The sequence below is a fragment of the Sulfitobacter sp. GN1-4 genome, from assembly GCF_055693825.1.
Map to the genome: position 1 here is coordinate 1,080,495 of NZ_JBVFUQ010000003.1, position 25,990 is coordinate 1,106,484.

Consider the following 25,990-nt stretch of genomic DNA (forward strand, 5'->3'; position numbering starts at 1 on the left):
CCGTATGCGTCAGCGCCGCAGGATGGTGGGCAGGCCAAGCTTTTTGGAAAAGGAAAAACCCTCGCCTCCGCTTTTCTCTGCGGTGTTGCTGCGGCTGGTCACCAGCGGCAAGAACATATCGGCCATCCGACCATGCCGCGGCACGATGGAGCCGGTGAAAGGCTTGCGCTTGCTGATCAGTGGCAAGGGGAAGTTTGCCATCCGCGCGTGCCGTGCAAAGATTGAGCCTGTGAAAGGCTTGCGATCACTCAGCAAAGAGATGGGGAAATTGGCCATGCGCGGTGCGCCGGGGATCAGCGCGTTGCCCCCCGTCTTTTGATTGATCAGCAGCGGGAAAGGCACCGTTGCCATGCGCTGATGGCGCGGGAAAATAGAGCGGTTCCGTGGCTTTCTGCGCGAAATCAGCGGGATCGGGAAATTCGCCATGCGCGCGTGGCGCGGGAAGATCGACCCGGTAAAGGGCTTACGCTTGCTGATCAGCGGGATCGGGAAATTCGCCATGCGTGCGTGGCGCGGGAAGATTGACCCAGTGAAAGGCTGACGCCGGTCGGTAAGCGCAATGGGGAACGCCGCCATGCGTGCATGGCGCGGGAAGGCAAAGGCATCGGCAGGTTTGCGACGGCTGATCAAACCGATGGGCCAGTCGGCCATATGATAATTCGTGCTAAGCGGATCGCGTGGCCGCTTTAGGATGTGGGGGTGATCGCGCAAAATGCTGCTGGCCGGTTGGGGCGGCACTTTGACGTCAACTTCTTCAACCAGGTTGCCCTGGCCCATGGCCCCCATGCTGTCCATGACAGCGCGGGTTGTGCGCGCCACGTTCAGCGGTTTGAACCCGGCTTGCACCAAAAGCACCGCACCACCCTTGGCCATATGCTTGGCGTAGGTTTCTGCGGTTTTGCCCGCCACATGCAAAGACGTCAGCGCATCTGCCAGCCCGGCGCCCTTTTCGAATAAATGCACGATCCGCAAGGGCACCCGCTGTCGGTGGATGAGTTCAAAGCGCGCCGCGCGGGCGTCACTAGGGTTTTCGAAATAGCGCGTGATTACCTTGGTCATGGGGCCTCCACTGGATTGGGTTGGGGCGCGGAAGATCGGGGTGCCTGCGGTCTCAAGCTCCGCAAAAGCAGCGGCACGGCCATCGCGATGGCCAACAAAAGAAAGACAACCTCGATCATGAAAACAAAATTATAGGGCGTTTGCGGCTGAAGTCCCGAAAACATTGGCATCATCAGCAAAACGTCACGGGTGATACCGGCCAAGGCGACACCAATGCCAGCGCAGGTCGCCTGCACGGCCCCCCAAGCGCCCAGCGACAGACCAATCTGGTCCGGCGGCGCGTCCGTGATGGTTGCCGTAAGCGTGCCGTGGCCAAAAAGGCCAGCACCAAGGCCGGTGGCCAGTGTGCCCAACACAAACAGGGAGGGGCCGATGATACTTGCTGAAAGGATAATCGACACAAACCCCGGAATGCCGATCAACGCCCCAAGGGTCGCCAGGCGGATGGGGCAATGCCCCTGGCTGAGGACGCGAGAGGCGATGGCAAAGCCGATCAACGTGCCGGTGGCAAGGATTGCGGTCAGCAAGGTGGTTTGTGCCACCGTGAACGCCAGCGCCTGACCGCCGTAAGGTTCCAAAAGGACATCGGCCATGCCGAAGCCAAAGGTGCCCAGCCCGATTACAACAAGCAGGCGTGTCGTGCCTGGCCGCTGGATCAGCCGTTGCCAGGCATCTGCAAACCGGACAGTCGGCGCGGTGGCCATCTGTTGGGCGCGGTTGCGGTCGCGGCCTTCTTGTTTCCAAAGGGCCAGCAGGTTGAGGCCGACAGTGATCACAGCGGCCCCTTGAATGACTTGGATCAGACGCCCCGGCGTGTAGTTGGTCAGCAGAGCGCCAAAGACCAGCGCGCTCACAACCATCCCAACCAGCAGCATGACATACATCAGCCCCACGACCTTGGGGTGATCCTCTTGGCGCACCAGATCCGTGGCAAGCGCCAAACCAACAGTCTGCACCATATGCAGGCCAGCGCCCACAAGCAAAAAGGCCAACGCCGCAGATGACAGGCCAATCCAGCGGGGCAAATCGACGGCATCCCCGTAGCCTGTCAGCACCAAAAGCGCGAAGGGCATCACGGCAAACCCGCCAAACTGATACATCGTGCCTTTCCAGATGTAGGGCACGCGCCGCCAGCCTAAGGCGGAGCGGTGGGTATCGGATTTGAACCCGATGAGCGTGCGAAAGGGGGCAAAAAGCAGTGGGAGTGCAAGCATCCCCGCAACCAAGGTGGCGGGAACGGACAGCTCAACAATCATCACCCGGTTCAGCGTGCCGACAAGCAGCACAAGCGCCATGCCGACGGTGACCTGAAACAGGGACAATCGCAGCAGTTTCGACAGCGGGACATCTTGGGTGGCGACATCAGCAAAAGGTAAGTAACGGGGCGCGATGGACGCGATCCGATGCAGGGCGTGTTTTCGGAAATCGATCATATGTGTCTCGATGTTCGGTGCGCACCAGCGGCGCCTGAACCAGAGCGGAACAGACGGTTCGCCCACGGGCGCGAACGCCCGGGGCTATTCGATCGCCTAGTCGGTGGCGGTCAGTTGTGAAGCCGAGGCCGAAGCCAGGACTTGATCGGGTTTCAGCACTGCCTTTGCGATTTCACCGTCAGGCATAATCACCGTAATTTCCTTCGAACCGTCAGGACGGTCGATGGCATAGGATGCTTTTGCCGTGTCAGCATTCGGCATGCTTTGCAGCGCTGCCGATTGATCACCAGTTCCGAGTGCTTGGCCAGACAAGAAGTCTGACACCCAAGAGGTATTGCTTAGCACTGCGACGTGAACCGAAAAGGATCCTACCGCAACCGCACCAAGAAATACCGGAACCCCTACAGCAGGGGGGACTACAAGCCACATTTTTGCGTTGTTCATAACGTTTTCTCCCTAGCCGAGCCAGGGCGTTGTGAGCGCCACAAGTACGTGGGCAAGAAGCGCTATGGCACCGAATACACGGGTACCATCGATGAGGTAGCTGTGAACCTCTTCCGCTTCTTTAAGGTTGAGGCCTGTTGGCCATACCTTGTCTGGATCGTCGGACATATCCGATCTCCTCCACAGTTGAATTGGGGAGCGGTTATGACCACCGGTTTCAAAAGCGGCCAGTCACCCGCACCCACGGCAATACTGCAAGCAGCAGGGCCGATAGCAAAAATGTGTCAAAAAAGATGTACAGTGTAAACTGTATACTTATATTTACACATTTGCCTGATGCTTGGGTTGGCCGGATGTGAGTTGAATCAGCAGCTTAGGCGCGATGGTGCCATGCGGGTGGACGTCGCTCATACGGCGACGGGGTAGGTGCAAGCACGGGAACGACAAGGAAAACTGACAATTTCGCAGGGATCGCGGGGGTGATTCGATGTTTGATTGCCCGTCAACCGCCTTGGGTGCGGTGGATTGTCGCGAAGGTTGAGGCCCTCGTCCCGGTGCTACTCAAGTTTGGATGCCGCTGAGCTGTTGGCGTCGCACAGCTTTAACGTGTGGACCAAATCTTGCGGCGGCGTTCCTTGACCAGCTCATTGCCCTCAGCCGTACCGTCATGAAACGTTCCAAGCCACGTATCCCAAGGCGTTTCGTAGGTGCCATAGTTGCAATCGAAAAAGCGGTGATGCAGCTGGTGAAAGAAATCGCCAACCTCCAGCCCTGTCTTCCCGCCCACTTTCAGTTTTTCAAAACCTGTGTGGGATGTCGGTGCTCCAACACCGTGGTGGAAAAGCAAAAAGATCACGTGAACAGGATGCGCGGGGATGATCAGGAACATGAGCGTGTCCGTCATCAGGATAAAGCTTTCAACCGGGTGCATCGCCAAGCCGGACCATGGGCCGGTGTTGATGTTCCGGTGATGCCAGGAATGCACGTGTTTGTATAAGAACCCAACATGCAGAAGGCGGTGATGACAGTAGAAATAGAACCCCGCCCAGATCGGGATCAGGATGATCAATGTCACGAACCACACAGGGTTTGAGGCAAAGGTGATCATGGTTGCCCAGCCGTTGGCGTAGGCATACCAAATGGCGCATTCCCAGAATGTCCAGAACTGCAGCGCCACAAACGACCAGAACATGTTGTCGTAGACCTGGTTCTTGAACCAAAACGCCTTGGTGTTGGTCATCATCGGGCGCATGTCATAGCGCATCTCATCGCCCTGAACGCCGAATTTCCAAAGCAACAGGTGCAGGCCGCCCGCGACGATGAGCAAGATCACGAAGTTGCGCAGCCAGACTTCGGCGATCCAATCAAAGGCGATGGTCTCTGCCCGGCTGAGATCAGGGGTGAAAAACGTCCATGTGATCACGGCCCCCACCAGAAACAGGCACCGCATGCCCACCGGGTTCCAACTGCGCAGCAGGTAGAGCAAAGACGCCAGTGGCTTGAGCGGCCAGTCCCAATAGGGGGCAACCTGAAGCGGCAGGCTTGGTGTGAAATTCCAGATCTTGCGCGCGCTGCGACCGCCTGTTGGGTTATCGGACATAACGGGGCTTTAGGCGTGTCGGCTGGCGGCCACATCTGGCACGACAAGCGGCTGATCCGGGGCCTGCATCACCGCAGGGTCATAGGGCGTGCGGGCAAAAACCGCGTGCACCATGGGGGCAAAAAATGACAACGGCAGAGTGTCATAGTCAGGATCGAAACTGGCCTGATCCCAGCGTTCGCAGAATTCTGCGCAATCGTTGAAGTATTTGTGCCCTTTGTGGCGGTCCCGTTTGTGCTGATCAAAACCTTCTAGGTGATGGCCGTAGTAGAGCATCTGAAAATCGCCATGGGTTTCCACGCACCAGCGGCATTGCTCCCGCACGAAGGGCTTTAGGATCGTGGCGGCATATTCGTCGTGATTGTAGGGCGCAAAGATATCGCCGATGTCATGCAAAAGGGCGGATACCACCCAGTCCGTATCGGCCCCATCCCGCCAGGCGCGGGTGGCAGATTGCACTGAATGACCCAGGCGGGTGATTTGGTAGCCTGACAGGCTTTCGTCCAGATGCTCCAGCGCATTTAGCAGGCGGTCCGCCGTCCCTTTGGTATATTCAACCTCGTGAGCGGTGAGGAACTCATACTCCTCTTTGGTGCCGTCTTTCATCTGCGTAAAGTTCACACGGTCCATGAGCCGGCCCTTTCTGCGGTGTTGGTCTTTGTTGGCACAGGACGTCCCCTTTGGGCGAGAGCAAATTGTTGAATGGAATGATGCCTTTTTGTTATGAAGCAAGGATGACGCAAAGACGCAGGCTGCCCCCCATGAACGCGCTTTTGGCTTTTGAAGCCGCCGCGAGGCATGGCAACTTTACCCGCGCCGCCCAAGAGCTATCGGTTGCACAGCCTGCGGTGACGCGGCACATCAATAATCTGGAAGCATGGCTTGGCGCGCCGGTCTTTGTCCGCCGTGGCAATCAGGTGACGCTGACCCCACGGGGCCGTGAACTGGCGGCGTTGTCGACCTCCAGCTTGGACCGGTTGGAATTGGGGCTGCGCAGCGTCGTGGCGTCAGATGAGACTGAGCTGCGCATCGGAGCTTCCTTTGGTGTCACGCATCTGTGGCTCATGCCGCGCATCAGCGCGATGCGCACAGCGGCGCGCACCACCATCAACTTCGTCACCTCAGACAGCTATCATGATTTTGATGATTTTTCGGTCGATGCCTCTGTCCGTTTTGGCAACGGCGACTTTGCGGGAAAAGCAAGCGATCTGCTGTTTGAAGAGACCTGCCAGATAGTGGCCAGCCCGTCTTTTCTAAAGGCGCACCCAGGGTTTGACCCCTACCGATTGGCAGACACGATCGACCCTAAGCTCATGTTTGATCACGGCGATCCGCAGCGCCTTGGCTGGATGAACTGGCGCAGCTTTGCAGAGCGCACAGGGCAAGAGTTGCGGGGGACGGGTGATTTTCAGCAGGTCGGCAGTTATCCCACCATGCTCGACATGATTTGCGCAGGCGAAGGCATTGGGATCGGCTATTGGGGGTTAGAGGAAACACTGATCCAGCAAGATAAACTGGTGCGCATTGGCCCAACCTTTGGCCGCCAAGGGTGCGGTTATTTCTTGGTCTATGCGGCCGAAGCGGAAAGTAAGAAGTCCTTTCGCCGTCTGCGCAGCTATCTGTTGTCAGAGCAAACCACACAGACCGGCTGAGCACTTTGAACGGTCGCCACCTTTGACCAAAACCTACACGCCTCGGCCTATGTATCGGTTCGGTCCAAGAACCGTCTGCAGAAATGATGCACGCCGGTGTGCAGTAAGATCGTAAAGACAGCGAGCACGATGAGTGCTGCAAACATCAGATCCGTCTTGGCCCGCCCATTGGCCAGCAGCATCAGATATCCCAACCCCCGCGACGCACCGACCCATTCCCCAATGACCGCCCCAATCGGCGCATAGACAGCGGCCAAACGCAGGCCAGATGCCAGGCCGGGCAGGGCTGCGGGGATGCGGATATACCACATGATCCTTGCGGGGTGGGCCCCCATGACCTTGGCCAGGCCCAACCAGTCTTTGTTGGTGCGCATCAGCGCGTCAAAAAACGCAGAGGTGACGGGGAAGTAGATGATGATCAACGCCATCGTGATTTTGGACCACAGGCCAAAGCCCAACCAAAGCGTCAGGATCGGGGCAAGCGCAAACACCGGCACCGCTTGGCTAAAGACCAGCAAGGGACGGATGAGCGCGCGTGCAACCGGCGAGGCGGCCAGCCCAATCGCAGAAAGCGCGCCCAGCACGGTGCCCAGACACAGGCCGATGATGACTTCCAGCATAGTGATCCAGGCGTTTTCGATCAGGATCTGGCGGCTGGTCCAGATCGTCTCGGCCACTAACATCGGTCCGGGCAGGATAAATCGGGGCAAGCCGGTTAGGGTGACCAGAAGCTGCCATGCAGCAATAGCACAAAGGAACGACAGAACTGCGGCGCGCCAACCGGTCATGGTGCGGGCGATCTGAGTTGTTTGAGCAAGCTGGCCTGCGCATCCAGCACATCTGGCGCATCCAGTGGACGCGGCGTGTCCCCGGCAGGGGGCGACACGGTCTGCAGGCCTGTGGGCGTCATGATGAAAATGCGGTGGCCCAGGCGCACGGCCTCTACCGGGTCATGGGTGACCAAAAGAACGGTGCGCCCGGTCAGCAGCTCGGCGCTCAGCTCTTGCATCTGGGACCGCGTTAAGGCGTCTAGCGCTGAAAACGGTTCGTCCAGCAAGACCACGGGCCGGTCTTCCATCAACGTGCGGGCAAGGGCGACGCGCTGCCGCTGGCCGCCCGATAGCGTGCCGGGGCGTGCCGCTTCCTTTTCCGCCAGCCCCACCTGCGCCAGCCGCGCGCGGGCGCGGTCTTTGTCAGGGCTTTGCCCGCGCAAACGGGCCCCGATCAGCACATTGTCCAGCACGCTCAGCCAGGGCATCAAAAGGTCATCTTGCGCCATCAGGGCTATGTGACCATGCAGCGCCTGAGTGTCGGGGTGCTGCGTTCCTGAAAGCTCAATGCCAGCGCCAAGCCCGGCAAAAAGTTTCAGCACGGTCGACTTGCCAACCCCGCTGGCCCCTAGAAGCACAGTCCATTCCGCTGCGCGGGCTTCGAAATCAAGCCCGGTGAAAATGGTCTGCCCCGCGACACTGGCGCGGCCTTCTAGGTGCAGGGTTGGCGCATCGTTCAAGGCGTAAGCCCCATATCCCAAAACCCAACCTCAAGCCGGGTAGCCGTGTCAAACCTGTCTTGCAACCTGGCCCAGCGGGGCGTTTGTTCGGGGGCATCACCCAACCGTCTGGCCACGGCCGCATCGATCAGCTGACCCACATTTTCGCACACCTCTTGGTATTCCTGACCTGCGTAGGTGTTGATCCAATCGCGGTAGGTGTCCGACGAGGCAGTTTTGGACAGGGTCTGACCAATCTCGCCATAGCCCATGACGCAAGGCGCCAGTGCGGCCAACAAATCCAGAAAATCACCCGAATGCCCGGCATCCAGCACATAGCGGGTGTAGGCCAGGTTTTCGGGCCGCTCTTGTGCAGCAAAGAGCGCCGCTTCGGAAATCCCAGCATCCGCACAGATTTTGACGTGTAGCGCGATTTCATCATTGATGAGGCCATTTACCGTGCCCGCGGCAAGCCGCATTTCCTCAACCGTGTCGGCCTTGGTGACGGCCAAGGCCCATGCGCGGCTAAAGTGGATGAGGAACACGTAATCCTGCACAAGATAATGCAGGAAAGCGGTCTGCGGCAGGCTGCCATCACCAAGTCTCTGGACAAAGGCGTGCCCGGTATAGGCATGCCATGTCTCACCCGCCGCCGCGCGCCATGCTGGAAAGGTTTTCCCGTAGCTCATTCCGCCCCCAGATCGATAGCCAGCTGATCCACAGACCGTGTGCCTTCAACCAGGCCAGAGGCTGCCAGGAATGCCTCAAACCGGGCATAACGACCTGCATCAAACGCCTCAGGGCGCAGCGCAAACCGGGGCAGTGTGTCCACCCAGGCGCGGGCGTTCAGCTCATCATCCAGCTCAGGAGAGTAGCCTTTGAAGATCTCCCAGCTCGCTTCGGGATTGTTCACAATGTACTGTGTTGCCAGTTCTGTGGCCCGCATGAAGCGACGCAGCATTTCTTTGTCCATCAGTTCGGGATTGGCGACATAGATCAGCTCATCATAAGTCGGCACGCCCTCTTCTTCGACGTAGAAGCATTTGCCAGGCACACCTTCGATGTCCATCTGGTTCAGCTCAAAGTTCCGGTAGGCCCCGATCACCGCGTCCACCTGGCCGGACATCAGCGAAGGCGAGAGGGAGAAGTTCACATTGATCATCTCAATCTCATCAAGGCCTACGTCATACCGCGACAGCATCGCTGTCAGCACCGCTTCTTCCACGCCCGCGACAGAGAACCCGATCTTGCCGCCGCGCAGATCACCGATTTCCTTGATCGGGCCGTCGGCCAAGACCAGCAAACAGTTGAGTGGCGTGGCAACCAGCGTGCCAACCCGGACAAGCGGCAGGCCTTCGGCCACCTGAAGGTGCAAGCTGGGCTGATAGCTTACCGCCAGTTCCCCCTGGCCCGCGGCAACCAGCCGGGGCGGGGCTGAGGGATCAGCCGGTGGGACGATCTCAACCTCCAGATCCTGATCGGCAAAATAGCCCAGCTCTTGTGCCAGGATGATGGGCCCGTGATCGGGGTTGATGAACCAGTCCAGCAGGATGGTCATTTTGTCTTGGGCCAGCGCAGGCGTGGCAATAAGCAGTGTGAGGGCTGCAATAAGGTGTTTCACAATCGGTCTCCTTAGGTGTCTCCGAGGGCGACAAGTTTGATCTCGCCCGTCCAATGTTTCGAAAGCTCTTCGGCCGCGCGCCACGCGCGCAATCCAGATCGACAGGCCAAGACAGCGCGCTGTCTTGGTGCAGGCAATGGGCCTGCGGTGGTGATGGTGTCTGCGGTGCGGCGATCGGCATGGTGCGGAAGGCTGGGGCCTGCTTCGTCAGCGCGGCGCAGATCGATCAAGAAATCCTCAGGCGTGATGTCCGCCACGGACAGAAACGCGGGTTCAGGTTTGGGTTCTGGCGCGCCATCAAAGCGAAACCCGCCAAAGCGTGTGCCTATCGCATCGTAGGTGACAAGCTGTCCCAGCGGCGAAGGCGCGGTTTGCGTCAGAACGGCGATCGCCATTTCCGCCTGCAGCGCGCCCACGATCCCCACTGATGGGCCCAGCACACCGTCTGTCGCACAAGAGCCAAGCTGGTCCGGCAGATCCGGGAAAACCGCGCGCAGGCTGGGGCGGCACCGCCGCAAAACCCGCCGGAATAGCCTGATCGGCCCACCACGCTGGCGCTGATCAGCGGCAGCGCGCGGGCAAGGCAAAGATCGGACGCGATATAGCTGGCGGCAAAGCTATCTGCACAATCAAGCACCACATCAACGTCAGCACAAAGCGCAGGGGCGTTGGCCGGATCAAACCGCTCGTGCACGGCTTCGATATCTGTATCGGGGTTCAGCGCGGACATATGCCGCGCCGCAGTGGGGGCCTTGGCTGCCCCCAGATCGTCCATCCGAAACAGGGTTTGGCGGTGCAAATTGCTCAGATCCACCGTGTCAGGATCAACCAACCTGATATGGCCGACGCCCGCGCCCACGAGGTATTGCAAGACCGGCGCGGCCAGGCCACCTGCACCGATGACAAGCAAGCGGGCCGCGCGCAGACGGTCCTGGCTGGCGGCACCAAAGCCTTCAACGGCAATCTGGCGGGCGTATCTGGTCATGAAAAAAGCGCCAGCCATTCGCGCACCCGCGCCTCTGGGTCGGCGTGCAATGTGATGTCGGTGACGGCTGAAACGATATCTGCACCGGCCTCCAATGCGCCAGGGGCACGGGCCACTGACATCCCGCCGATCGCCACCAGAGGGATATCGCCAATGCGGTCTTTCCAAACCGTCAGTTTCTCAACACCCTGCTGATGCCATTTCATCTTTTTCAGGATGGTGGGATAGACCGGACCAAGTGCGACGTAGTCAGGGTTCAGCGCCAGGGCGCGTTCAAGCTCAGCGTCGTCATGGGTGGAAATCCCCAAGTGAAGCCCTGCCGCGCGGATGGCTGCAACATCGGCGATATCCAGATCTTCTTGCCCCAGATGTACCCAGTCGCATCCCAGCTCAATGGCCAGCTGCCAATGATCGTTCACCACAAGAACCGCGCCCTCTTGCCTGGTTAGGGCCAGACCTTCGCGGATTTGCGCGCGCAGCTCCTCCTCGGGCCGGTCTTTCAGGCGCAACTGCACCAGCTTGACGCCCAGGGGCAGCATTCGCCGCAGCCAGCTGACGTCATCGAAGATGGGATAAAAACCGTGCAGCATCATAAAATTGCCTGTCCAAGAACGGGGGTGGAGGGGGCGGCCATATCGCGGGGCTCCATCGGGTCGGCGGCCTGTGCCAAGGCCCCTGCGGCGACCGCTTTGCCAAAGGCGTCTGCCATGGCCGCGGGATCACCCGCCTTGGCCACGGCGGTGTTCAAAAGCACGGCGTCATAGCCCAATTCGATGGCATGTGCCGCCTGGCTGGGCAGGCCAAGGCCTGCGTCGATCACCATCGGAATGTCGGGAAAATGCGCGCGCAGCGACCGCAGGCCGTAGATATTGTTCAACCCCAGGCCCGTTCCGATGGGGGCGCCCCAGGGCATTAGAACGTCGCATCCTGCCTCAACCAGCTTTTCGCACAACACAAGATCTTCGGTGCAATATGGAAAGACTTCAAAGCCGTCTTCACACAGGATCTGAGCGGCCTCCAGCAGGTTGAACGGATCAGGTTGTAGGGTGTCGCCATGGCCAATGACCTCAAGCTTGATCCACTTTGTGTCAAAGAGTTCCCGCGCCATATGTGCGGTCGTCACAGCCTCTTTCACGGAATGGCATCCGGCGGTGTTGGGCAGGATGTCTACGCCAAGTTTTTCAATCAAGCGCCAGAAATCCTGACCTGCGGTCTCTCCTCCGGCTTCGCGGCGCACAGATACCGTCGCAACGGCGGCTTTGGACCGTTCAAAGGCTTCGGCCAGAATGGCGGGGGAGGGGTATTGTGATGTGCCAAGCATCAGGGGAGAGGAGAGTGTTTTGCCATAAAAGCTGCGCATCTTAACCTCCTTGCCGTGGGGCTACGATTTCCACCCGGTCACCGCTTGCCAGCAGGTGTTGCGCCCGCATTGTGGCAGGCACAAAGGCTTCATTGACGGCGGTCGCTACTTTGGCATCCGCTTTGCCTTGATCGGCCAAAAGCTCGGCAAGGGTTTGCGCTTCGGTCTCAACGGAAGCGCCATTAACGGTGATCTTCATACCAATCCTCCGGTGTTTTGCCGTCCAGCAACAGGTCCGCGGTCATACGGGCCAGGGCAGGGGCCAAAAGAAAGCCATGCCGGAACAATCCGTTGGCATAGATGCGGTCAGACGTCTGCCGAATGCGTGGCTGATTGTCTGGGAAAGCGGGGCGCGCATCGACGCCAATCTCTACAATCTCAGCCTCGCCGAATGCAGGGTGCAGAGCATATGCGGCGTTCAAAAGCTCCATCACGGATCGAACGGTGGCCCGGCTCCGCTCGCCGCTTTCTATCTGCGTGGCCCCCAGCATAAAAACGCCATCCCCGCGCGGCACGATATAGAGAGGGAAGCGCGGGTGTAGCAGGCGGATTGGGCGGTTGAGGGTGATGTCGTGGCTTTTGACCACAAGCATCTCGCCTTTCACGCCGCGCAAGTCAGACAGGTCTTGCTGCGCGCTGAGCCCCCGACAATCAATCAACGTCCCCTCCGGGGTCGCATCGGCACGGACCTGCGTGCCCCGCGCGTTCAGGTCGTCATATACATGCGCCAAAGTGGCGCGAGGATCGAGGTGCGCTTCGCTGTCCAAGAACAGCCCTTGCCGAAAGCGCCCGGCCAAATCTGGCTCCAGCTCAGAAATCCGCGCTCCGTCAACCTCTTCTGCCATGTCAACGCGCCGCTTGAAGGTGCGCATCTCAGACTGATCTCGCCCCAAGGCGACAACCAATGTGCCCTTGCGGATGACATTCGCCCCTTTGCCCGCCCACCAATCGGCAGCGCTGCGGCCATGATGCACCACGGCAGGTTCGGCCAATGCGCCTTCACACTCAGGGGCCAACATGCCGCCCGCCCACCAACTGCACGCATGCGCACCGGGGGTGCCTGCAGGCTCAATCACCTGCACGCGCGCGCCCCTGCCAGACAGCTCTGCCGCCATGCTCAGGCCCGCGACGCCGCCGCCCAAAATGGTGAAATCAGCGCCCATCTGGTGCCGCCCACAGCTGATAGAAATGGTGAACCGGGCCGTGCCCGCCGCCGACGTTAAGCTGATCGGCGTGGGTGATTGCGCCATGCAGCCAGGCATGTGCCGTCCCCACAGCCGTGTTCAGATCTTCGCCCAGGGCAAGCCGTGCGGCGATGGCTGACGAATAGCTGCAGCCGGTCCCGTGGGTGTTCTGCGTGGCAATGCGGTCTGAGGCGAAGGCGATGGTATTTCCCGGGACCACCAGCACGTCCGTGCAGACATTCCCCGCACCATGCCCGCCTTTCATCAGAACGCCCTTTGCCCCCAAATCCAACAGTGCTTGGGCTTGTTGCGTGACAGCTTCGGGCGTGTGCGCCGGAGCTTCGCCCAGCAGTTTGCCTGCTTCGGGCAAGTTTGGCGTTAACAGATCCGCGCGGGGCAGAAGCGCGGATTTAAGCGCATCAATGGCGCTGTCGTGCAGCAAAGCATCGCCTGATTTGGCGACCATCACCGGGTCAAGCACAACAGGGCCTGAAAAGCCTTCAATCGCTTTGGCGACGGTTTCAATCAACGACGGGGCGCCCAGCATGCCGATTTTGATCGCACCAATTTCAATATCATCCAGAACGGCCGCAATTTGCGCGGCGACGACGTCATCGGGCACAGGGTGCACCGCTGTGACGGCCTGCGTGTTTTGCGCGGTGATGGCGGTGATGACGCTTGCGCCATAAACATGCATGGCTGAGAACGCCTTCAGGTCCGCCTGAATGCCAGCCCCGCCGCCACTGTCGGATCCCGCAATTGTTAGAGCTTTTGCAACCAACGCTTTGACCTTCCTGTGCAAGAGGCCAGGAAAGCGGACAAAGAAAGGGTGTGTAAATACGTACCCATGTTCTGTTTCCTCCGCCGGTCCTAACCGGTTCAGGTTCAGTGGGTTCGCTTGCGCATCTCAGCCCTTTTCAGAGCACCCCAACAGATTCATCCATTGGGATAACCGGTTTGAACAGGGAGCGCAATCACAGCTGTCGTGACAGGGGTATCAGGCTTTGGGGGCCGCCAAAGAGCCTCGCATCACGACCTCCGTGCGCAATTGCACGGATTGCGCTTTTCCATTTTGGTTGATCAGGTCCACAAGTGTTTGCGCCGCCTGACATCCCATTTCGCGGTGGGGGACATGCACCGTGGTCAGGGGTGGCACGGTGTGTCGCGACATCTCAATATCATCAAACCCGGTGATGGAGACATCATCAGGAACGCGGATCCCAAGCTCTCTCGCTTTTGAGATCGCGCCCACGGCAAGAACGTCATTGCCGCACATGACACAGGTCGGCGGCTGCGGCATCTGCATCAGTTCCGCAAAGGCCGCCGCACCGTTTTCGATATCATAGGGCGTTTCGATAACAGGCAGTGTGTCCACTGGATGACCTTGCTGCGCCAGGCTGTCCTGAATGCCTTGCAGGCGGCCCTTGGCGCGGTCATTGCCTTCGATGACACCCGAAATCACCGCGATACGTTTGTGGCCAAGTGCGAGGACTTTTTCCGCCAGCGGGCGCATGGAGGCTCTGTTGTCAAAACCGACGCTGGTCTGGTCGTGATCTGTGTTCAGGGACCACGCCAGCACGGTCGGCACGCCGCGTTGCTCCAGATATTCATAGATCGCGGCATCGCGCGCATAGCCGATTAACATCAGCCCATCAGCCCCACGCGCAACCAAGGCGCGGATCTGTTCGGCCTCAAGTTCCGGTTGGTAGGCGCTGCTTGAGACCAGCAAAGTGTAGCCCATATCGTGCAACGTTTCCTGAAACGCCTGCACGCCGCGCGCGAAAATCGCGTTTTCCATTGTGGGGATAATGGCCCCAATCGTAAAGCTGCGCCGGGCCGCCATAGCGCGGGCATTGTAGTTGGGTGTATAGCCCAGAAGATCAACGGCCTGCATGACTTTCGACAAGGTCCGTTGCGACACTTTTTCCTTTTCATTCAAACACCTGGATACCGTCGCGGTTGATACGCCCGCGGCGCGCGCAACGTCTTCCAAGGTGGGGATGGCGGGTTGTTTATTCATTACGACTGTACTGGACTCTCATCATCCACAGATTACCCCGAACACATGATTTTTTACACTAAAGAAAATGTAAGCGCTTGCACGAATCCTTTGTAAGCGCTTACAGTGCGGTTCAGAACCAGGTCATTGGGAGGTGTCCATGTTTCTTCTCAGCTCATTTGCCGTGTTTGTCGTGTTCTTTGCGAATGTCGCATTGGGGGCCTTCGCGGACAGCGCATTCCTTGGGGATGTGGGAGAGATGTTGGTTCTATTTTTCGCGTCTGTGCTTTTTGTGGTCGCGATTTTGAAAAAGAAGCTGCACGCGCGCAGAGCGGTGAAAGCGAATAAACCCGACGGGAGGAATACTGAATGGATAAGAAAGACCGCATGGAGCTGCACTCTGCAGAACGCCGGAATTTCCTAAAGATCGCATCGACTGCAGGCTTCACCGCCGCCTTGGTTGCGGGCGCTGCAGGGACGCTTTGGTCCACTGAGGCGGCGGCGCAATCCGCAAATGAAGAACGTCAGCGCGAAGCAGCAGCTGAGCATGTGATGACGATTGCCACAGCCTATGTGCTGGGCGCGTCACGCAGCTATCCGATCATGCAGCTGGACCTGAAAGAGAACATCCAGAACGCGACCAACGGCAAGGTCTATGTCAAACTTGCCCCCGGTGGTCAGCTGGGCGCAGGCGGTGCGTTGGTGCAGGCGGTTCAGGGCGGCACGATCCAGTGCGGCACAGCATTCGCTGTCAAACTTTGCGCCCTTCGCAAGCACGGTTGACCTGATCAACATGCCCTATCTTTGCGGCTCCAACCAGCGTTTCACCAACCTGGTGACGTCTGATTTCTGGAACACCAATGTGACGCCAAAGATCGAAGAGAACGGGTTCAAACCACTTTTCTACATCAACATTGATCCACGGGTCGTCGCGGTGCGCAAGGGCGGCAACGCCGTCATCACACCCGGTGACATGGAAGGCATCAAGTTCCGCGTGCCGGGCTCTGCGATGTTGCAGCAATACTACCGTTTGGTCGGCGCCAACCCAACGCCAGTGGCCTGGGTGAGACGCCTTCAGCGATCCAGCAGGGTGTGGCAGATGCGCTTGATCCGTCTGTGGGGGCGCTGTTCGTCTTTGGCTTCAAAGACATCCTGTCCCATGTGACCTTCACCCAAGCCGTGCCGGACAGCCAAGTTTATTCCTGTAACCTTGAGTGGTTCAATTCCATGCCAAGCGATGTCCAAGAAGGCATCATGTGGGGCTCTGAGATGACCGCGCATCAGAACCTGGCCAAAGTGCCGTCGGCACGTGCCTATGCCATGGCAGAGCTGGTGAAAGCCGGGGTTGAGTTCCATTCGCTCAGCGATGATCAGCTGGCAGAGTGGAAAGACGCCGGCGGCTATCAGCGTTCTGAGTGGGATGAGTTCAAGGTGGAGCTTGCAGGCTCCATGGACAACTTCGCCAAGATGGAAGAAGCGGCCAGCACCAAAGGTCGCCTCTACGTCCACGACGCATAAAACAATGGGGTGCCCGTTCTGGGCACCCCCTTTCCCTTTTCCTGCATCTGAAGACGGCTTGCCGCCCGGGCAATCTCTCTGCGGATGCGAACCGATCAGGTCCAGATATGGAAACCCTTCAGAAACTTGACAAAAACGCGGAACGCTGGCTGCTGCTGGTGTTCTACGTCATGCTTGTCATCACGATGGCCGTCGAAGTGCTCCGGCGCGAGATTTTCGCCTACTCCTCCATCTGGGGAGAAGAGATTGTCCGCTATTCATTCATCTACCTTGCCTGGATCGGTGCCGCCGCTGCGGTGAAAGAGCGCGCGCACATCCGAATAGATGTGATCATGCATTACCTGCCGCCCCGGCCCAAAGCGGTGCTCTATATTTTCGGGGACATCATCATGATGATCGTCGCGGTGATCGCGCTCTATTGGTCATATGAATCGGTTCATGTCTCTTACAAGTTTGGATCGGTCACCGATGGTCTGAGGATCTCAAAGGTGTGGTTCCTGATGGCGGTGCCAGCGGGATTTGCCCTGATGATCTGGCGCTTGCTGCAGTCGATGCGGCGTGACCTTATTTCCCTCCGGACAGGCAAGCCTGTCTACGAGGGTGACACCCTGTTTGATTGAGGTGACCTGAATGCTTTGGACCACTGTCAACCAAACCGTCGAACTGGGCTGGGACTTCTATGTACCGGTTATGCTTTTTGTCGCCATGATCGCGCTGGCCGTGCCTGTTTGGGCTGCCATCGGGTCATCGGCCATTCTTATGCTGCTGATGTCGGGCGATCTGCCGCTGAGCCTTGTGGGTGAGCGGCTGTTTACCGGCATCGATGCTTTTGCGCTTACGGCCATTCCGCTTTTTATTCTGACGGGCGATGTGTTGGTGCGCACCGGGCTTAGCCGAAAATTCCTGGACGTGGCCGAAGCCCTGACGTGTTTTACCAAGGGCGGATTTGGGTCTGCCACGGTGCTTGTTTGCGGCATGTTCGCTGCGATCTCAGGCTCGGATGCGGCTGGGGCTGCTGCGGTGGGGCGCATGACCATCGCGCGGCTGGTTGAGGCGGGATACCCACGCCCTTATGCCTGCGCATTGGTGGCTGCGGGGGCCTGTACCGGCATCCTTATTCCGCCCTCCATCGCCTATATCATCATCGGCCTCGTGTTGGGCATATCGGCCTCCACGCTGTTTTTGGCAGCCTTGATCCCGGGGTTGTGCATCCTCTTTGCGATCCTGATTACCAACCTCGTGGTCAACCGTCTTTATGCCTATGAAGGCGGGGGCAACATGACGATGGGCGAATGGCTGGCCAATCTAGGCCGTGCGCTTAAATCTGGCTGGTATGCGTTTATCGTGCCGGGCATCATCTTTTACGGCATCTTTTCTGGTCGCCTCACACCGACCGAAGCCGGGGCCACCGCTGTCGTTGTGACGATTCTGATGGGCTTCGTCCTGGGCACGCTCAGGTTCGCGGATTTTCCATCAATGTTGGTTAGCTCGGCCAAGGTAAACGGTGTGATCCTGCCCATCATCGCGTTTTCGGCCCCCTGGCTGAGGCGTTGGCGATCATGGGGGTGCCGCAGGGCTTCGTAACATCGGCCACCGGTCTGACGGATGAACCTTGGGTTCTGATCCTGCTGATGATTGGCATCTTGATCGCGGCAGGCTGCGTGATGGAAACCACGCCCAACATCGTAATCCTGGCCCCCATCCTGATGCCATTGGCCGAAAACATCGGCATGAATGAAATTCAATTCTGCATTATGATGATCACCGCGCTCGGTGTGGGCTTTATCACGCCGCCTTTGGGGCTTAATCTCTTTGTCGTGTCGGGCATTACGGGAGAATCTATCCTAAAAATCGCGGCGCGCGCTGTGCCCTTCGTGCTTTGCATGTTCGTCGTGGTGCTTTTTATCGCATACGTACCGGCAGTTTCGACAACGCTGCTGCCTGACATCTACAAATAGGACCTTCGATACATGACACGTGAGTACCTCAAGAAAGCCACTTTGACGTCTGCCTCAGGGGCGTCAGACGTCCATGACACAGTTGTCGGCATTCTGAATGACATTGAGGCAGGTGGGGATGCCAAGGCATTGGAGTATGCGGCCAAGTTTGATCAGTACGAAGGTAACGTCCTGCTGACAGACGAAGAGATCGCCGCCGCGACAGCTTTGGTGCCTGAAAAGCTCAAGGCGGACATCCGGTTCGCCCACGACAACGTCAAGCGGTTTGCTGAGCTGCAAAAAAGCACCGTTGCCAACGTTGAGATGGAAATCCAGCCAGGTTTTGTAGCCGGTCAAAAGGCGATCCCAGTGGATGCCGCGGGCTGTTATGTGCCGGGCGGGCGGTATAGCCACATCGCGTCCGCGATCATGACGGTCACAACAGCCAAAGTGGCCGGGTGCCGGCATATCACGGCCTGTTCCCCGCCACGTCCCGGCGTTGGCGTGGCCCCGGCCATCATCTATGCCGCCCACATCTGCGGCGCGGACAAGATCATGGCGATGGGCGGTGTGCAGGGGGTCGCTGCAATGACCTACGGATTGTTCGGCTTGCCCAAAGCCAACATCCTTGTTGGACCCGGCAACCAGTTTGTAGCCGAGGCCAAGCGGATCCTCTTTGGCCGTGTTGGTATCGACATGATTGCAGGCCCAACAGACAGCCTTATCCTGGCAGATAAGGACGCGGATGCGCATATTGTGGCCACAGATTTGGTCAGCCAGGCAGAGCACGGCTATAACTCGCCCGTATGGCTGGTGACGGATGATCGTGCCCTGGCCGAAGACGTCATGGCGCGTGTGCCTGGCCTGATCGATGACCTGCCTGAGGTGAACCGGGACAATGCCGCCGCTGCATGGCGCGACTATGCCGAGGTTATCCTGTGCTCGGACCGTGAAGAGATGGCGGCCACCTCCGATGAATACGCCCCAGAACATTTGACGGTTCAGGCGGCTGATATTGATTGGTGGCTGGAACGCTTGACCTGTTATGGCTCCCTGTTCCTGGGCGAGGAAACGACAGTGTCTTACGGCGACAAAGCGACTGGGACGAACCATGTTCTGCCGACTTCAGGCGCTGCGAATTACACAGGCGGTCTGAGCGTGCACAAATACATGAAAATCGTGACCTGGCAGCGCGCCACCCGCGAGGCCTCCAAAGATGTGGCTTTGGCCACGGCCCGGATTTCTCGTCTGGAAGGGATGGAAGGACACGCCCGCGCGGCAGACGTGCGGCTGGCCAAGTATTTCCCAGGAGAAAACTTCGACCTGACCGCCGTGGAGTAAGCTATGACCGCTCCGCGCGATCTTTTTGACCTCTCCGGGCGTGTGGCCTGCATCACCGGGGCCAGCTCTGGCCTTGGGCGGCAGGCTGCGGTGACGCTTGCGCGGGCAGGGGCGCGGGTTGTGGGCGTGGCGCGGCGACAATCGTCACTGGACACGCTCTGTGATGAAATCGGGGCAGACGCCGCAGCCGTTGCGGCCGACGTGTCGAAGAGAGAGGCGGTGGCGGCGATTGCAGATGCGGTCTCGGCCCCCTTTGGTCCTCCTGACATTTTGATCCATGCCGCTGGCGTGAATACGCGACAGGCGGCGGATGATGTGACCGCAGAAGGATGGGATCAGACCCTCGCGCTCAATTTAAGTGCGCCGTTTTTCCTGAGCCAGGCCATGGTCCCTGCGATGAAGGAAAAAGGCTGGGGCAGAATAGTGAACTTTGCCTCACTACAAAGCACCCGCGCCTTTCCCGGTGGCATCGCCTATGGGGCCAGCAAGGGGGGCGTGGCGCAATTAACCCGCGCAATGGCTGAGGCATGGTCGCCCTTTGGCATCACGGCAAACGCCATTGGCCCTGGGTTTTTCCCAACAGAGCTGACCGCAGCGGTCTTTGACGATGAAGACCGCGCCGCGCGCAACGCAGCCCAGACCTGCCTGGGGCGCAACGGAGCCTTGTCCGATATCGACGGGCCCATCCTTTTCTTTTGTTCAGAGGCCTGCGCCTTTGTGACAGGGCAGGTTCTGATGGTTGACGGGGGGTTCACGGCGAAATGAAGGCGCTTGTGTATGAAGGGGTCGAAACCCTGGCGTTCAAGGATGTGCCCGATGCTGTGCCAGCTGAGGGTGAGCACCTGATCAAGGTAGAGGCCGTGGGCATCTGCGGCTCAGACATGCACGCCTATCTGGGCCATGATGCGCGCAGGCCAGCCCCGCTGATCCTGGGCCATGAGGCGGCTGGCGTCATCGTGGGCGGATCAAAGGATGGCACCCGTGTCACCATCAACCCCCTTGTTACCTGCGGGACCTGTTCGGCGTGCCAATCGGGCCGCGAGAACCTGTGTCCGCATCGCCAGATCATTTCAATGCAGCCGCGCGAAGGGGCCTTTGCCCAATACGTCGCAATGCCTTGGCGCAACCTTGTGGAAGTCCCGGATGAGGTGCCGCTTGCCAAGGCCGCTTTGGCCGAACCTCTGGCTGTCAGCTGGCACGTTTGCCGCTTGGCGCTGGAGGCTGTTCATCCAGCCATGGACAAACGCGCTTTGGTGATCGGCGGCGGTGCCATCGGGCTTGCCGCTGCCCTATCGTTGGCTGCGATGGGATGGCGCGATGTCACCATCGTTGAGCCCAATGACGCCCGCCGTGCGTTTCTAGAAGACCGGTGTGGGCAGAAAGCTGTCACGCAGGCAGATGGATTGTTCCCGGTTGTCATTGATGCGGTCGGGTTCGGGGCCACACGTGCTGCCGCCTCTGCCCAGACCGAACCCGGGGGCGTGATTGCCCATGTGGGTCTTGGAGACAGCGCCGAAGGCCTCGATATTCGGCGCGCCACATTGCAAGAGATTACCTTTATCGGGACCTATACCTACACCGCGCAAGATTTTCGCGACACAGCCGCCGCGATCTTTGACGGGCGCTTGGGCGCGTTGACCTGGACGGAAATCCGCCCGCTTTCGGACGGGGGCAGGCCTTTGCTGATCTGCGATCCGGTCGCGTGGCCGCCCCCAAAATCGTCCTGACCCCTTGGACCTGAAACGCAGACCGCTGATGGAGATTTATTGAAATGTACAACAAAATCCTTGTTCCCATGGCGCTTGATCACGGCATTTCGGAAAAGACACTCAACATCGCCAAGGTGCTCGCGGGGGATACTGGCAAGATCACGGCGCTGCATGTATATGAGGCCCCGCAAGGGTCCGTGCAGGCGTTTCTGGATGAGGAGGCAAAACAAGAAGCCATGTCTCATGCCCGCGCTGAACTGACGTCAAAAACCAGCCACCTTGACGGCGTAGAGGCCAAAATGGTGGTCGGACATACCTACCGCAGCATTGTGGATTACGCTTCCGCCGAGGACGTTGATTGCATTGTCATGGGATCTCACAAGCCGGGTTTCAGTGATTTCCTCTTGGGCTCAACTGCCGCGCGGGTGGTACGCCATGCCGGCTGCGCTGTTCACGTTTACCGCACAACCTAAACCCTCCAACCGTTAATCCGGCGCTTCGGCGCCCATCAGAAAGACAGAGTAAGAATGAATATCGACAAAAAGATCGTGGATGATCTTGTCGCTAATGACGTTTCATTTGTGACGACCGTGCCTTGCAAACAGCTTGCCGGTGTCATTGATGAAGTTGATCAGCGCGAGGGCATCTTTCACATTCCTTCCAACAAAGAAGATGAAGGCATGGGCCTGTGCGCCGGTGCCCACATGGGCGGCAAACGTCCCATGATCATCATGCAGAACACCGCGATTGGTGTGACGATCAACACCTTGGCCACGCTCACCCAATATTACCGGATGCCACTGCCGATGCTGATCTCTTACCGGGGTGAGCTGCGCGAACCCGTGGCCTGTCAGGTTGAGATGGCTGTGCATACCAAGGCGCTGCTGAACCAGCTGAACATCCCCACCTACCACTTCCATTGGCAAAAGGACGTGGAGGAGTTCGACAACATCCTCAAATACACCTTCATGTGCAACAAACCCGTGGCGATCCTGACCGACGCCAACTTCTGGGGAGGCTATGGCGACCAATGATCCGTTCTGAAATTCTCAAAGAAATCGCCCCGATCCTCAAAGATCAGTTGATCGTTTGTAACATCGGCATCCCCAGCCAAGAGCTGCATGCCATCATGGATCAGCCCAGCAACTTCTACATGCTTGGCACCATGGGATTGGCATCCTCCATCGGTTTGGGCTTGGCCTTGGCACAAGACAAGACCGTGATCTCCATTGACGGGGACGGCTCTGTGCTGACCAACCTGGGCACGCTGCCCACCATTGGGAACAATTGCCCTGACAACTATATCCTGATGATCATCGACAACGGATCTTACGGCTCCACCGGTGATCAGCCGACCTATACAGGTCGCAAGACCGATCTGGCGGGCATGGCGCGCGCGGCGGGGTGCGACAACGTTGTTGAGGTTCAGGACGTCGACACAGGCAAAGCGCTGCAAGAGGCGATCGATGGCCGCAAAGGCACAGTGATGATCGTCAAATGCGACAGTGGCAACGCCAAGATGCCTGTCATCACGATGGATCCCGTTGTGATCAAAGACCGGTTCATGAAAGCGGTTGCAGGCTAATGAACCAGGCCGCCGCGCAGATCTTCTCATCTGAGGACGCGCGGCGGCTGGCAAGGCGGCGTTTGCCTTGGATGATCTTCGACTACATTGATGGCACCGCCGGGCAGGGCGCAGGCGCTGTGCGCAACCGTGCCGCTCTGGATGCGGTTACGCTCCGCCCGCGCATTCTCAAAGACGTCTCCGACCGGTCACTGGCCACCACGATCTTCGGCGCGCCTGCCGGGCGGCCCTTTGGCATTGCCCCGATGGGAATGTGCAACCTGTCGGGCCCCGGCGCGGATCTGATGCTGGCGCGATTGGCGGCCAAACATCAGGTGCCGCACGGGGTCAGCACAGTGGCCTCAACCCCGATGGAAAAGATTTTGGAGGTGGCCCAGGGCCATGCATGGTTCCAGATCTATTTTTCAGGCGACGGGGTCGGATCGTTCAAATTGGTTCAGCGGGCCTGGGATGCGGGTTACCGCACGCTGGTGCTGACCGTTGATGTGCCCGAAGTGGGCCGCAGACCACGTGAGCTGCGCCATGGCTTCAAGATGCCGTTTAGAATCGGGCCGCGTCAGTTTATTGATTTCGCCCTACATCCGCGTTGGTCGCTCACGTCGCTGGCCGCAGGCAAACCTCAGATGGCGAATTTTGAGATGCCAGGCTACGCCTTTGACCGGACAGAAAGCCGGGCAAACGTGACCTGGGACACGCTGGCCCGCCTCAGAGAGGCGTGGCAGGGCAAGTTGGTGGTCAAGGGCGTTTTGGACGCCACAGATGCACAACGCCTGAAAGATGCTGGCGTTGATGCCATTCAGGTCTCAAGCCACGGATCGCGGCAACTGGAAAGCGCGCCACCGCCAATCACGGCCTTGGCAGATATACGCCAACGCGTCGGGCCTGCGTTCCCACTCTTTTATGATAGCGGCCTGCGCTCAGGCGAGGATGCCTTGAAAGCGCTGAGCCTGGGTGCCAACTTCACGTTCTTTGGGCGCGTTTTGCAATTTGCGATTGCTGCGGGCGGTGAAGCGGGGCTGGCGCAACTGTGGGATGTGCTCTCAGAAGAGATGGATACGGCCTTAGCACAGATCGGGATGACGTCACCTGAGTTTGCCCAACCCTAGCTTGATTTCCTTAACGCTTGCCTTCTGCGCCGCGTCCGCTTTTGCTGATCACGCCGCTGCAGGAGGTTTGATGCATGAAAGATCGCAAGCTCTATCTGGGTCCACTCACCGATAACCGCCGCTGGGACCGGGTGAAGATCCGGCCAGATGATGTGATGGTTGTCACGCCGCCCAAATGCGGCACGACGTGGATGCAGACCATCGTGGCCCTGCTGCTGTCCGGTGATCCGGAGGTGGAAACAGAGTTGACGGTGAAAATGCCTTGGGTCGACATCCGTCTGCGTGAGGTTGATGGGGTGGCCGCGCATTTGGCGCAGATGACCCACCGCCGATCAATGAAAAGTCATACTCCGATGGACGGGTTGCCGCTGCACGAGGAAGCCCACTACATCTGCGTGTTTCGCCATCCGCTGGATGCGCATTTCTCTTTCCGCAACCACGCCCAGAACATCCCCATGCCCTGGTTCGCGCATTGGTATCCAGAAGAGGACGACACCAGGGTCGCGTTTCGGCGGTTTCTGGATGGTGGGGCAGAGGGGTTTGATATGGATCTGATGCCGCTGGCGCATATCATCCGGCACTTTCACGCCGCCAAGGCTTTGGCAGATCGGCCAAACGTAACGCTGTTTCACTATGCCGATATGATGCGCGATCTGGCCGGGACCTTTCGCAAGCTGGATGCGCTTTTGGACACTGACGTGCGCGCGGACGTGTTGGAGGAACTGATCAGCGTGGCCAGTTTCGAGCATATGAAAAGCAATGCATCAAGGTACGCCCCCGGCGGCGGGCAAGGGTTTTTCAAATCAGACAGTGGTTTCTTTCAAAGCGGGGGCACCGGGAAATGGCAGGGCCAACTGACCGATGATGAGCTTGCGGCCTATTATGCAGCGATGGACAGCTATCTTGCGCCCGCAGATCGGGCTTGGCTTGAGCATGGCGCGGGCTAGGCTGCGGTGGATCCAAGTCTATTTGCGTGCGTTGGCTGTTTTATAGAGCAACAGGAACACGAAAACCGATCCGATAGAGGTGGTCACAATGCCGACCGGCAGTTCTTGTGGGGCCAGCAAAAGCCTGCTGGCAATATCAGACCCGGTCAAAAGGGCGGCCCCCACCAGCGCTGCTGTCGGGATAAGATGACGGTGAAGCGGTCCGGCGATGCCCCGTGCGATATGGGGGACCATCAGGCCGACAAACCCAATCACCCCAGCCACTGACACGAACACAGCCGTCGCAAGGGCCGCAGTAAAGAACATCGCAAACCGTAGACGCTGCACCGGCACGCCAAGGGTTGAGGCGGTCAGATCTCCGGTTAAAAGCGCGTCAAGCCACCGGCTGCGGTAAAGCGCATAAGCCAGGATCAGCAGCAGACCCGCTGAGACCAGCGGCATCATTTCCCACCGGGCCAGGCCCAGCCCGCCCAACATCCAGAAAATCACCGAATGTGCGGCACGGCTGTCGCCTGCAAAGATCAGATAATTGGTGATGGCGGCAAAAAGGAACGACACCGCCAGGCCTGCCAGGATCAGTTTTTCTGGTGCGCTGGTGCGCAGGCTGTGCACCAGGCCAAGCACAATGCCAGAGGCGATCAAACCGCCGCTAAAGGCCGCGATAGGCAGGGTCCAGAAGCCCAGGATGTCACCCGTAACCGTGATGACAAACACCGCCCCCGCTGCGGCGCCTGAGGATAGGCCAAACAAAAAGGGATCCGCCAAATCGTTGCGCGTGGTGGTTTGCAAAACCACCCCAACAACGCCAAGCCCGGCGCCAATCAGTGCTGCAAAAAGCGCGCGTGGCAAGCGCAGATCATAGACAATGCGGTGCAGCGGCGACATCTCAGCGTCCGAGAACCCGGACCCGATCAAGACCGCCTCAATCACATCCCCGGCAGGGATAGAGGTTGTGCCATAGGCCGTCGACAAAAGCACAAGGGCGGCCAAGACCGCCGCCCCTGCGATTTGTATCAAGGCC

At 58.9% G+C, this 25,990-nt stretch carries 27 protein-coding genes, 4 pseudogenes and 1 riboswitch; of the genes and pseudogenes, 13 read left to right on the top strand and 18 right to left on the bottom strand.

Annotation, left to right across the window (positions count from 1 at the left end):
• Positions 1 to 9: 9 nt before the first annotated feature.
• From ACZ1HM_RS05775 to ACZ1HM_RS05800, 6 genes are all read right to left on the bottom strand, one after another.
• A complete protein-coding gene (locus tag ACZ1HM_RS05775; protein WP_472741923.1) occupies positions 10 to 1,059 on the bottom strand; it encodes a PucR family transcriptional regulator in 1,050 nt (349 codons plus the stop codon).
• On the bottom strand, positions 1,056 to 2,492 hold the full coding sequence (locus ACZ1HM_RS05780) for a PucC family protein (RefSeq protein ID WP_472741924.1): 1,437 nt from the start codon (positions 2,490 to 2,492) through the stop codon (positions 1,056 to 1,058). Before ACZ1HM_RS05780 ends, ACZ1HM_RS05775 begins: the two co-directional genes overlap by 4 nt.
• Before the next feature lie 96 nt (positions 2,493 to 2,588).
• On the bottom strand, positions 2,589 to 2,936 hold the full coding sequence (locus ACZ1HM_RS05785) for a light-harvesting protein (protein ID WP_472741925.1): 348 nt from the start codon (positions 2,934 to 2,936) through the stop codon (positions 2,589 to 2,591).
• Positions 2,937 to 2,948: 12 nt separating this feature from the next.
• Positions 2,949 to 3,104, bottom strand: a complete 156-nt coding sequence (locus tag ACZ1HM_RS05790) for a light-harvesting protein (protein ID WP_472741926.1) — start codon at positions 3,102 to 3,104, stop codon at positions 2,949 to 2,951.
• 433 nt (positions 3,105 to 3,537) lie between these two features.
• On the bottom strand, positions 3,538 to 4,536 hold the full coding sequence (locus ACZ1HM_RS05795) for a sterol desaturase family protein (RefSeq protein WP_472741927.1): 999 nt from the start codon (positions 4,534 to 4,536) through the stop codon (positions 3,538 to 3,540).
• A gap of 9 nt (positions 4,537 to 4,545) precedes the next feature.
• Positions 4,546 to 5,166: an HD domain-containing protein gene (locus ACZ1HM_RS05800; protein WP_472741928.1), complete on the bottom strand. Its 621-nt coding sequence runs from the start codon at positions 5,164 to 5,166 to the stop codon at positions 4,546 to 4,548.
• A gap of 131 nt (positions 5,167 to 5,297) precedes the next feature.
• Here ACZ1HM_RS05800 and ACZ1HM_RS05805 point away from each other — a divergent pair, with 131 nt between their 5' ends.
• The gene (locus ACZ1HM_RS05805) at positions 5,298 to 6,188 is read left to right on the top strand and encodes a LysR family transcriptional regulator (protein ID WP_472741929.1); all 891 of its coding nucleotides are present in this window, start codon (positions 5,298 to 5,300) and stop codon (positions 6,186 to 6,188) included.
• Positions 6,189 to 6,235: 47 nt separating this feature from the next.
• On the opposite strand, the gene ACZ1HM_RS05810 is transcribed toward ACZ1HM_RS05805, so the two are convergent.
• The 11 genes and pseudogenes from ACZ1HM_RS05810 to ACZ1HM_RS05860 form a co-directional block, all read right to left on the bottom strand.
• Positions 6,236 to 6,976 (bottom strand): ABC transporter permease, encoded by a 741-nt coding sequence (locus ACZ1HM_RS05810; RefSeq protein WP_472741930.1) that lies wholly within the window; start codon positions 6,974 to 6,976, stop codon positions 6,236 to 6,238.
• Positions 6,973 to 7,698 carry an ABC transporter ATP-binding protein gene (locus ACZ1HM_RS05815; RefSeq protein WP_472741931.1) on the bottom strand — a complete coding sequence of 242 codons (726 nt, stop codon included), beginning with the start codon at positions 7,696 to 7,698 and terminating at the stop codon, positions 6,973 to 6,975. The genes ACZ1HM_RS05810 and ACZ1HM_RS05815 overlap by 4 nt, the downstream gene beginning before the upstream one ends.
• Positions 7,695 to 8,366, bottom strand: a complete 672-nt coding sequence (gene tenA, locus ACZ1HM_RS05820; protein ID WP_472741932.1) for a thiaminase II — start codon at positions 8,364 to 8,366, stop codon at positions 7,695 to 7,697. Before tenA ends, ACZ1HM_RS05815 begins: the two co-directional genes overlap by 4 nt.
• Positions 8,363 to 9,298 carry an ABC transporter substrate-binding protein gene (locus ACZ1HM_RS05825; RefSeq protein WP_472741933.1) on the bottom strand — a complete coding sequence of 312 codons (936 nt, stop codon included), beginning with the start codon at positions 9,296 to 9,298 and terminating at the stop codon, positions 8,363 to 8,365. The genes tenA and ACZ1HM_RS05825 overlap by 4 nt, the downstream gene beginning before the upstream one ends.
• A gap of 11 nt (positions 9,299 to 9,309) precedes the next feature.
• A pseudogene (locus tag ACZ1HM_RS05830) lies at positions 9,310 to 10,283 on the bottom strand (HesA/MoeB/ThiF family protein).
• The gene (locus ACZ1HM_RS05835; protein WP_472741934.1) at positions 10,280 to 10,876 is read right to left on the bottom strand and encodes a thiamine phosphate synthase; all 597 of its coding nucleotides are present in this window, start codon (positions 10,874 to 10,876) and stop codon (positions 10,280 to 10,282) included. Before ACZ1HM_RS05835 ends, ACZ1HM_RS05830 begins: the two are co-directional and overlap by 4 nt.
• The gene (locus ACZ1HM_RS05840; protein ID WP_472741935.1) at positions 10,873 to 11,643 is read right to left on the bottom strand and encodes a thiazole synthase; all 771 of its coding nucleotides are present in this window, start codon (positions 11,641 to 11,643) and stop codon (positions 10,873 to 10,875) included. Before ACZ1HM_RS05840 ends, ACZ1HM_RS05835 begins: the two co-directional genes overlap by 4 nt.
• Before the next feature lies 1 nt (position 11,644).
• Entirely contained in the window at positions 11,645 to 11,842 is a 198-nt protein-coding gene (thiS, locus tag ACZ1HM_RS05845) for a sulfur carrier protein ThiS (RefSeq protein ID WP_472741936.1), read from the bottom strand.
• A complete protein-coding gene (locus ACZ1HM_RS05850) occupies positions 11,826 to 12,806 on the bottom strand; it encodes an FAD-dependent oxidoreductase (RefSeq protein WP_472741937.1) in 981 nt (326 codons plus the stop codon). Before ACZ1HM_RS05850 ends, thiS begins: the two co-directional genes overlap by 17 nt.
• Positions 12,796 to 13,608, bottom strand: coding sequence for a bifunctional hydroxymethylpyrimidine kinase/phosphomethylpyrimidine kinase (gene thiD / locus ACZ1HM_RS05855; RefSeq protein WP_472741938.1), 813 nt, complete (start codon positions 13,606 to 13,608; stop codon positions 12,796 to 12,798). The genes ACZ1HM_RS05850 and thiD overlap by 11 nt, the downstream gene beginning before the upstream one ends.
• Positions 13,609 to 13,666: 58 nt before the next feature.
• Positions 13,667 to 13,767, bottom strand: a riboswitch (TPP riboswitch).
• A gap of 57 nt (positions 13,768 to 13,824) precedes the next feature.
• Positions 13,825 to 14,847: a LacI family DNA-binding transcriptional regulator gene (locus ACZ1HM_RS05860; RefSeq protein ID WP_472741939.1), complete on the bottom strand. Its 1,023-nt coding sequence runs from the start codon at positions 14,845 to 14,847 to the stop codon at positions 13,825 to 13,827.
• 348 nt (positions 14,848 to 15,195) lie between these two features.
• On the opposite strand from ACZ1HM_RS05860, the gene ACZ1HM_RS05865 reads away from it, so the two are divergent.
• The 12 genes and pseudogenes from ACZ1HM_RS05865 (at position 15,196) to ACZ1HM_RS05920 (ending at position 24,969) form a co-directional block, all read left to right on the top strand.
• Positions 15,196 to 15,609: a hypothetical protein gene (locus ACZ1HM_RS05865; RefSeq protein ID WP_472741940.1), complete on the top strand. Its 414-nt coding sequence runs from the start codon at positions 15,196 to 15,198 to the stop codon at positions 15,607 to 15,609.
• Between the two features lie 10 nt (positions 15,610 to 15,619).
• Positions 15,620 to 16,344, top strand: a pseudogene (dctP, locus tag ACZ1HM_RS05870) (TRAP transporter substrate-binding protein DctP).
• 107 nt (positions 16,345 to 16,451) lie between these two features.
• Positions 16,452 to 16,964 (top strand): TRAP transporter small permease, encoded by a 513-nt coding sequence (locus ACZ1HM_RS05875; RefSeq protein WP_472741941.1) that lies wholly within the window; start codon positions 16,452 to 16,454, stop codon positions 16,962 to 16,964.
• A gap of 10 nt (positions 16,965 to 16,974) precedes the next feature.
• A pseudogene (locus ACZ1HM_RS05880) lies at positions 16,975 to 18,302 on the top strand (TRAP transporter large permease).
• 12 nt (positions 18,303 to 18,314) lie between these two features.
• Positions 18,315 to 19,622, top strand: coding sequence for a histidinol dehydrogenase (gene hisD / locus ACZ1HM_RS05885; RefSeq protein ID WP_472741942.1), 1,308 nt, complete (start codon positions 18,315 to 18,317; stop codon positions 19,620 to 19,622).
• Positions 19,623 to 19,625: 3 nt separating this feature from the next.
• Positions 19,626 to 20,387, top strand: coding sequence for an SDR family NAD(P)-dependent oxidoreductase (locus tag ACZ1HM_RS05890; protein WP_472741943.1), 762 nt, complete (start codon positions 19,626 to 19,628; stop codon positions 20,385 to 20,387).
• A pseudogene (locus ACZ1HM_RS05895) lies at positions 20,384 to 21,363 on the top strand (alcohol dehydrogenase catalytic domain-containing protein). Before ACZ1HM_RS05890 ends, ACZ1HM_RS05895 begins: the two are co-directional and overlap by 4 nt.
• A 30-nt stretch (positions 21,364 to 21,393) precedes the next feature.
• On the top strand, positions 21,394 to 21,804 hold the full coding sequence (locus ACZ1HM_RS05900; RefSeq protein ID WP_472741944.1) for a universal stress protein: 411 nt from the start codon (positions 21,394 to 21,396) through the stop codon (positions 21,802 to 21,804).
• Positions 21,805 to 21,858: 54 nt separating this feature from the next.
• Positions 21,859 to 22,365 (top strand): sulfopyruvate decarboxylase subunit alpha, encoded by a 507-nt coding sequence (locus ACZ1HM_RS05905; RefSeq protein ID WP_472741945.1) that lies wholly within the window; start codon positions 21,859 to 21,861, stop codon positions 22,363 to 22,365.
• Positions 22,362 to 22,916 (top strand): sulfopyruvate decarboxylase subunit beta, encoded by a 555-nt coding sequence (gene comE, locus ACZ1HM_RS05910; protein WP_472741946.1) that lies wholly within the window; start codon positions 22,362 to 22,364, stop codon positions 22,914 to 22,916. The genes ACZ1HM_RS05905 and comE overlap by 4 nt, the downstream gene beginning before the upstream one ends.
• Entirely contained in the window at positions 22,916 to 24,022 is a 1,107-nt protein-coding gene (locus ACZ1HM_RS05915; protein WP_472741947.1) for an alpha-hydroxy acid oxidase, read from the top strand. The genes comE and ACZ1HM_RS05915 overlap by 1 nt, the downstream gene beginning before the upstream one ends.
• 74 nt (positions 24,023 to 24,096) lie before the next feature.
• Positions 24,097 to 24,969 (top strand): sulfotransferase domain-containing protein, encoded by an 873-nt coding sequence (locus tag ACZ1HM_RS05920; RefSeq protein WP_472741948.1) that lies wholly within the window; start codon positions 24,097 to 24,099, stop codon positions 24,967 to 24,969.
• Between the two features lie 18 nt (positions 24,970 to 24,987).
• Here the strand turns inward: ACZ1HM_RS05920 and ACZ1HM_RS05925 are convergent, their stop codons facing one another.
• Complete coding sequence (locus ACZ1HM_RS05925) at positions 24,988 to 25,986, bottom strand: FecCD family ABC transporter permease (protein ID WP_472741949.1); 999 nt, start codon at positions 25,984 to 25,986, stop codon at positions 24,988 to 24,990.
• Positions 25,987 to 25,990: the final 4 nt, after the last annotated feature.

What these genes read in the sequence shown, in the direction of transcription:
- ACZ1HM_RS05780 (WP_472741924.1), bottom strand. Translation starts at nt 2,492, where the DNA reads ATGATCGATTTCCGAAAACACGCCCTGCATCGGATCGCGTCCATCGCG.
- ACZ1HM_RS05920 (WP_472741948.1), top strand. Translation starts at nt 24,097, where the DNA reads ATGAAAGATCGCAAGCTCTATCTGGGTCCACTCACCGATAACCGCCGC.
- ACZ1HM_RS05900 (WP_472741944.1), top strand. Translation starts at nt 21,394, where the DNA reads ATGTACAACAAAATCCTTGTTCCCATGGCGCTTGATCACGGCATTTCG.
- ACZ1HM_RS05800 (WP_472741928.1), bottom strand. Translation starts at nt 5,166, where the DNA reads ATGGACCGTGTGAACTTTACGCAGATGAAAGACGGCACCAAAGAGGAG.
- thiS (WP_472741936.1), bottom strand. Translation starts at nt 11,842, where the DNA reads ATGAAGATCACCGTTAATGGCGCTTCCGTTGAGACCGAAGCGCAAACC.
- ACZ1HM_RS05775 (WP_472741923.1), bottom strand. Translation starts at nt 1,059, where the DNA reads ATGACCAAGGTAATCACGCGCTATTTCGAAAACCCTAGTGACGCCCGC.
- ACZ1HM_RS05795 (WP_472741927.1), bottom strand. Translation starts at nt 4,536, where the DNA reads ATGTCCGATAACCCAACAGGCGGTCGCAGCGCGCGCAAGATCTGGAAT.
- ACZ1HM_RS05810 (WP_472741930.1), bottom strand. Translation starts at nt 6,976, where the DNA reads ATGACCGGTTGGCGCGCCGCAGTTCTGTCGTTCCTTTGTGCTATTGCT.
- comE (WP_472741946.1), top strand. Translation starts at nt 22,362, where the DNA reads ATGATCCGTTCTGAAATTCTCAAAGAAATCGCCCCGATCCTCAAAGAT.
- ACZ1HM_RS05850 (WP_472741937.1), bottom strand. Translation starts at nt 12,806, where the DNA reads ATGGGCGCTGATTTCACCATTTTGGGCGGCGGCGTCGCGGGCCTGAGC.
- ACZ1HM_RS05875 (WP_472741941.1), top strand. Translation starts at nt 16,452, where the DNA reads ATGGAAACCCTTCAGAAACTTGACAAAAACGCGGAACGCTGGCTGCTG.
- ACZ1HM_RS05835 (WP_472741934.1), bottom strand. Translation starts at nt 10,876, where the DNA reads ATGATGCTGCACGGTTTTTATCCCATCTTCGATGACGTCAGCTGGCTG.
- ACZ1HM_RS05840 (WP_472741935.1), bottom strand. Translation starts at nt 11,643, where the DNA reads ATGCGCAGCTTTTATGGCAAAACACTCTCCTCTCCCCTGATGCTTGGC.
- ACZ1HM_RS05860 (WP_472741939.1), bottom strand. Translation starts at nt 14,847, where the DNA reads ATGAATAAACAACCCGCCATCCCCACCTTGGAAGACGTTGCGCGCGCC.
- ACZ1HM_RS05890 (WP_472741943.1), top strand. Translation starts at nt 19,626, where the DNA reads ATGACCGCTCCGCGCGATCTTTTTGACCTCTCCGGGCGTGTGGCCTGC.
- ACZ1HM_RS05805 (WP_472741929.1), top strand. Translation starts at nt 5,298, where the DNA reads ATGAACGCGCTTTTGGCTTTTGAAGCCGCCGCGAGGCATGGCAACTTT.
- ACZ1HM_RS05785 (WP_472741925.1), bottom strand. Translation starts at nt 2,936, where the DNA reads ATGAACAACGCAAAAATGTGGCTTGTAGTCCCCCCTGCTGTAGGGGTT.
- ACZ1HM_RS05790 (WP_472741926.1), bottom strand. Translation starts at nt 3,104, where the DNA reads ATGTCCGACGATCCAGACAAGGTATGGCCAACAGGCCTCAACCTTAAA.
- hisD (WP_472741942.1), top strand. Translation starts at nt 18,315, where the DNA reads ATGACACGTGAGTACCTCAAGAAAGCCACTTTGACGTCTGCCTCAGGG.
- ACZ1HM_RS05905 (WP_472741945.1), top strand. Translation starts at nt 21,859, where the DNA reads ATGAATATCGACAAAAAGATCGTGGATGATCTTGTCGCTAATGACGTT.
- ACZ1HM_RS05865 (WP_472741940.1), top strand. Translation starts at nt 15,196, where the DNA reads ATGGATAAGAAAGACCGCATGGAGCTGCACTCTGCAGAACGCCGGAAT.
- ACZ1HM_RS05915 (WP_472741947.1), top strand. Translation starts at nt 22,916, where the DNA reads ATGAACCAGGCCGCCGCGCAGATCTTCTCATCTGAGGACGCGCGGCGG.
- tenA (WP_472741932.1), bottom strand. Translation starts at nt 8,366, where the DNA reads ATGAGCTACGGGAAAACCTTTCCAGCATGGCGCGCGGCGGCGGGTGAG.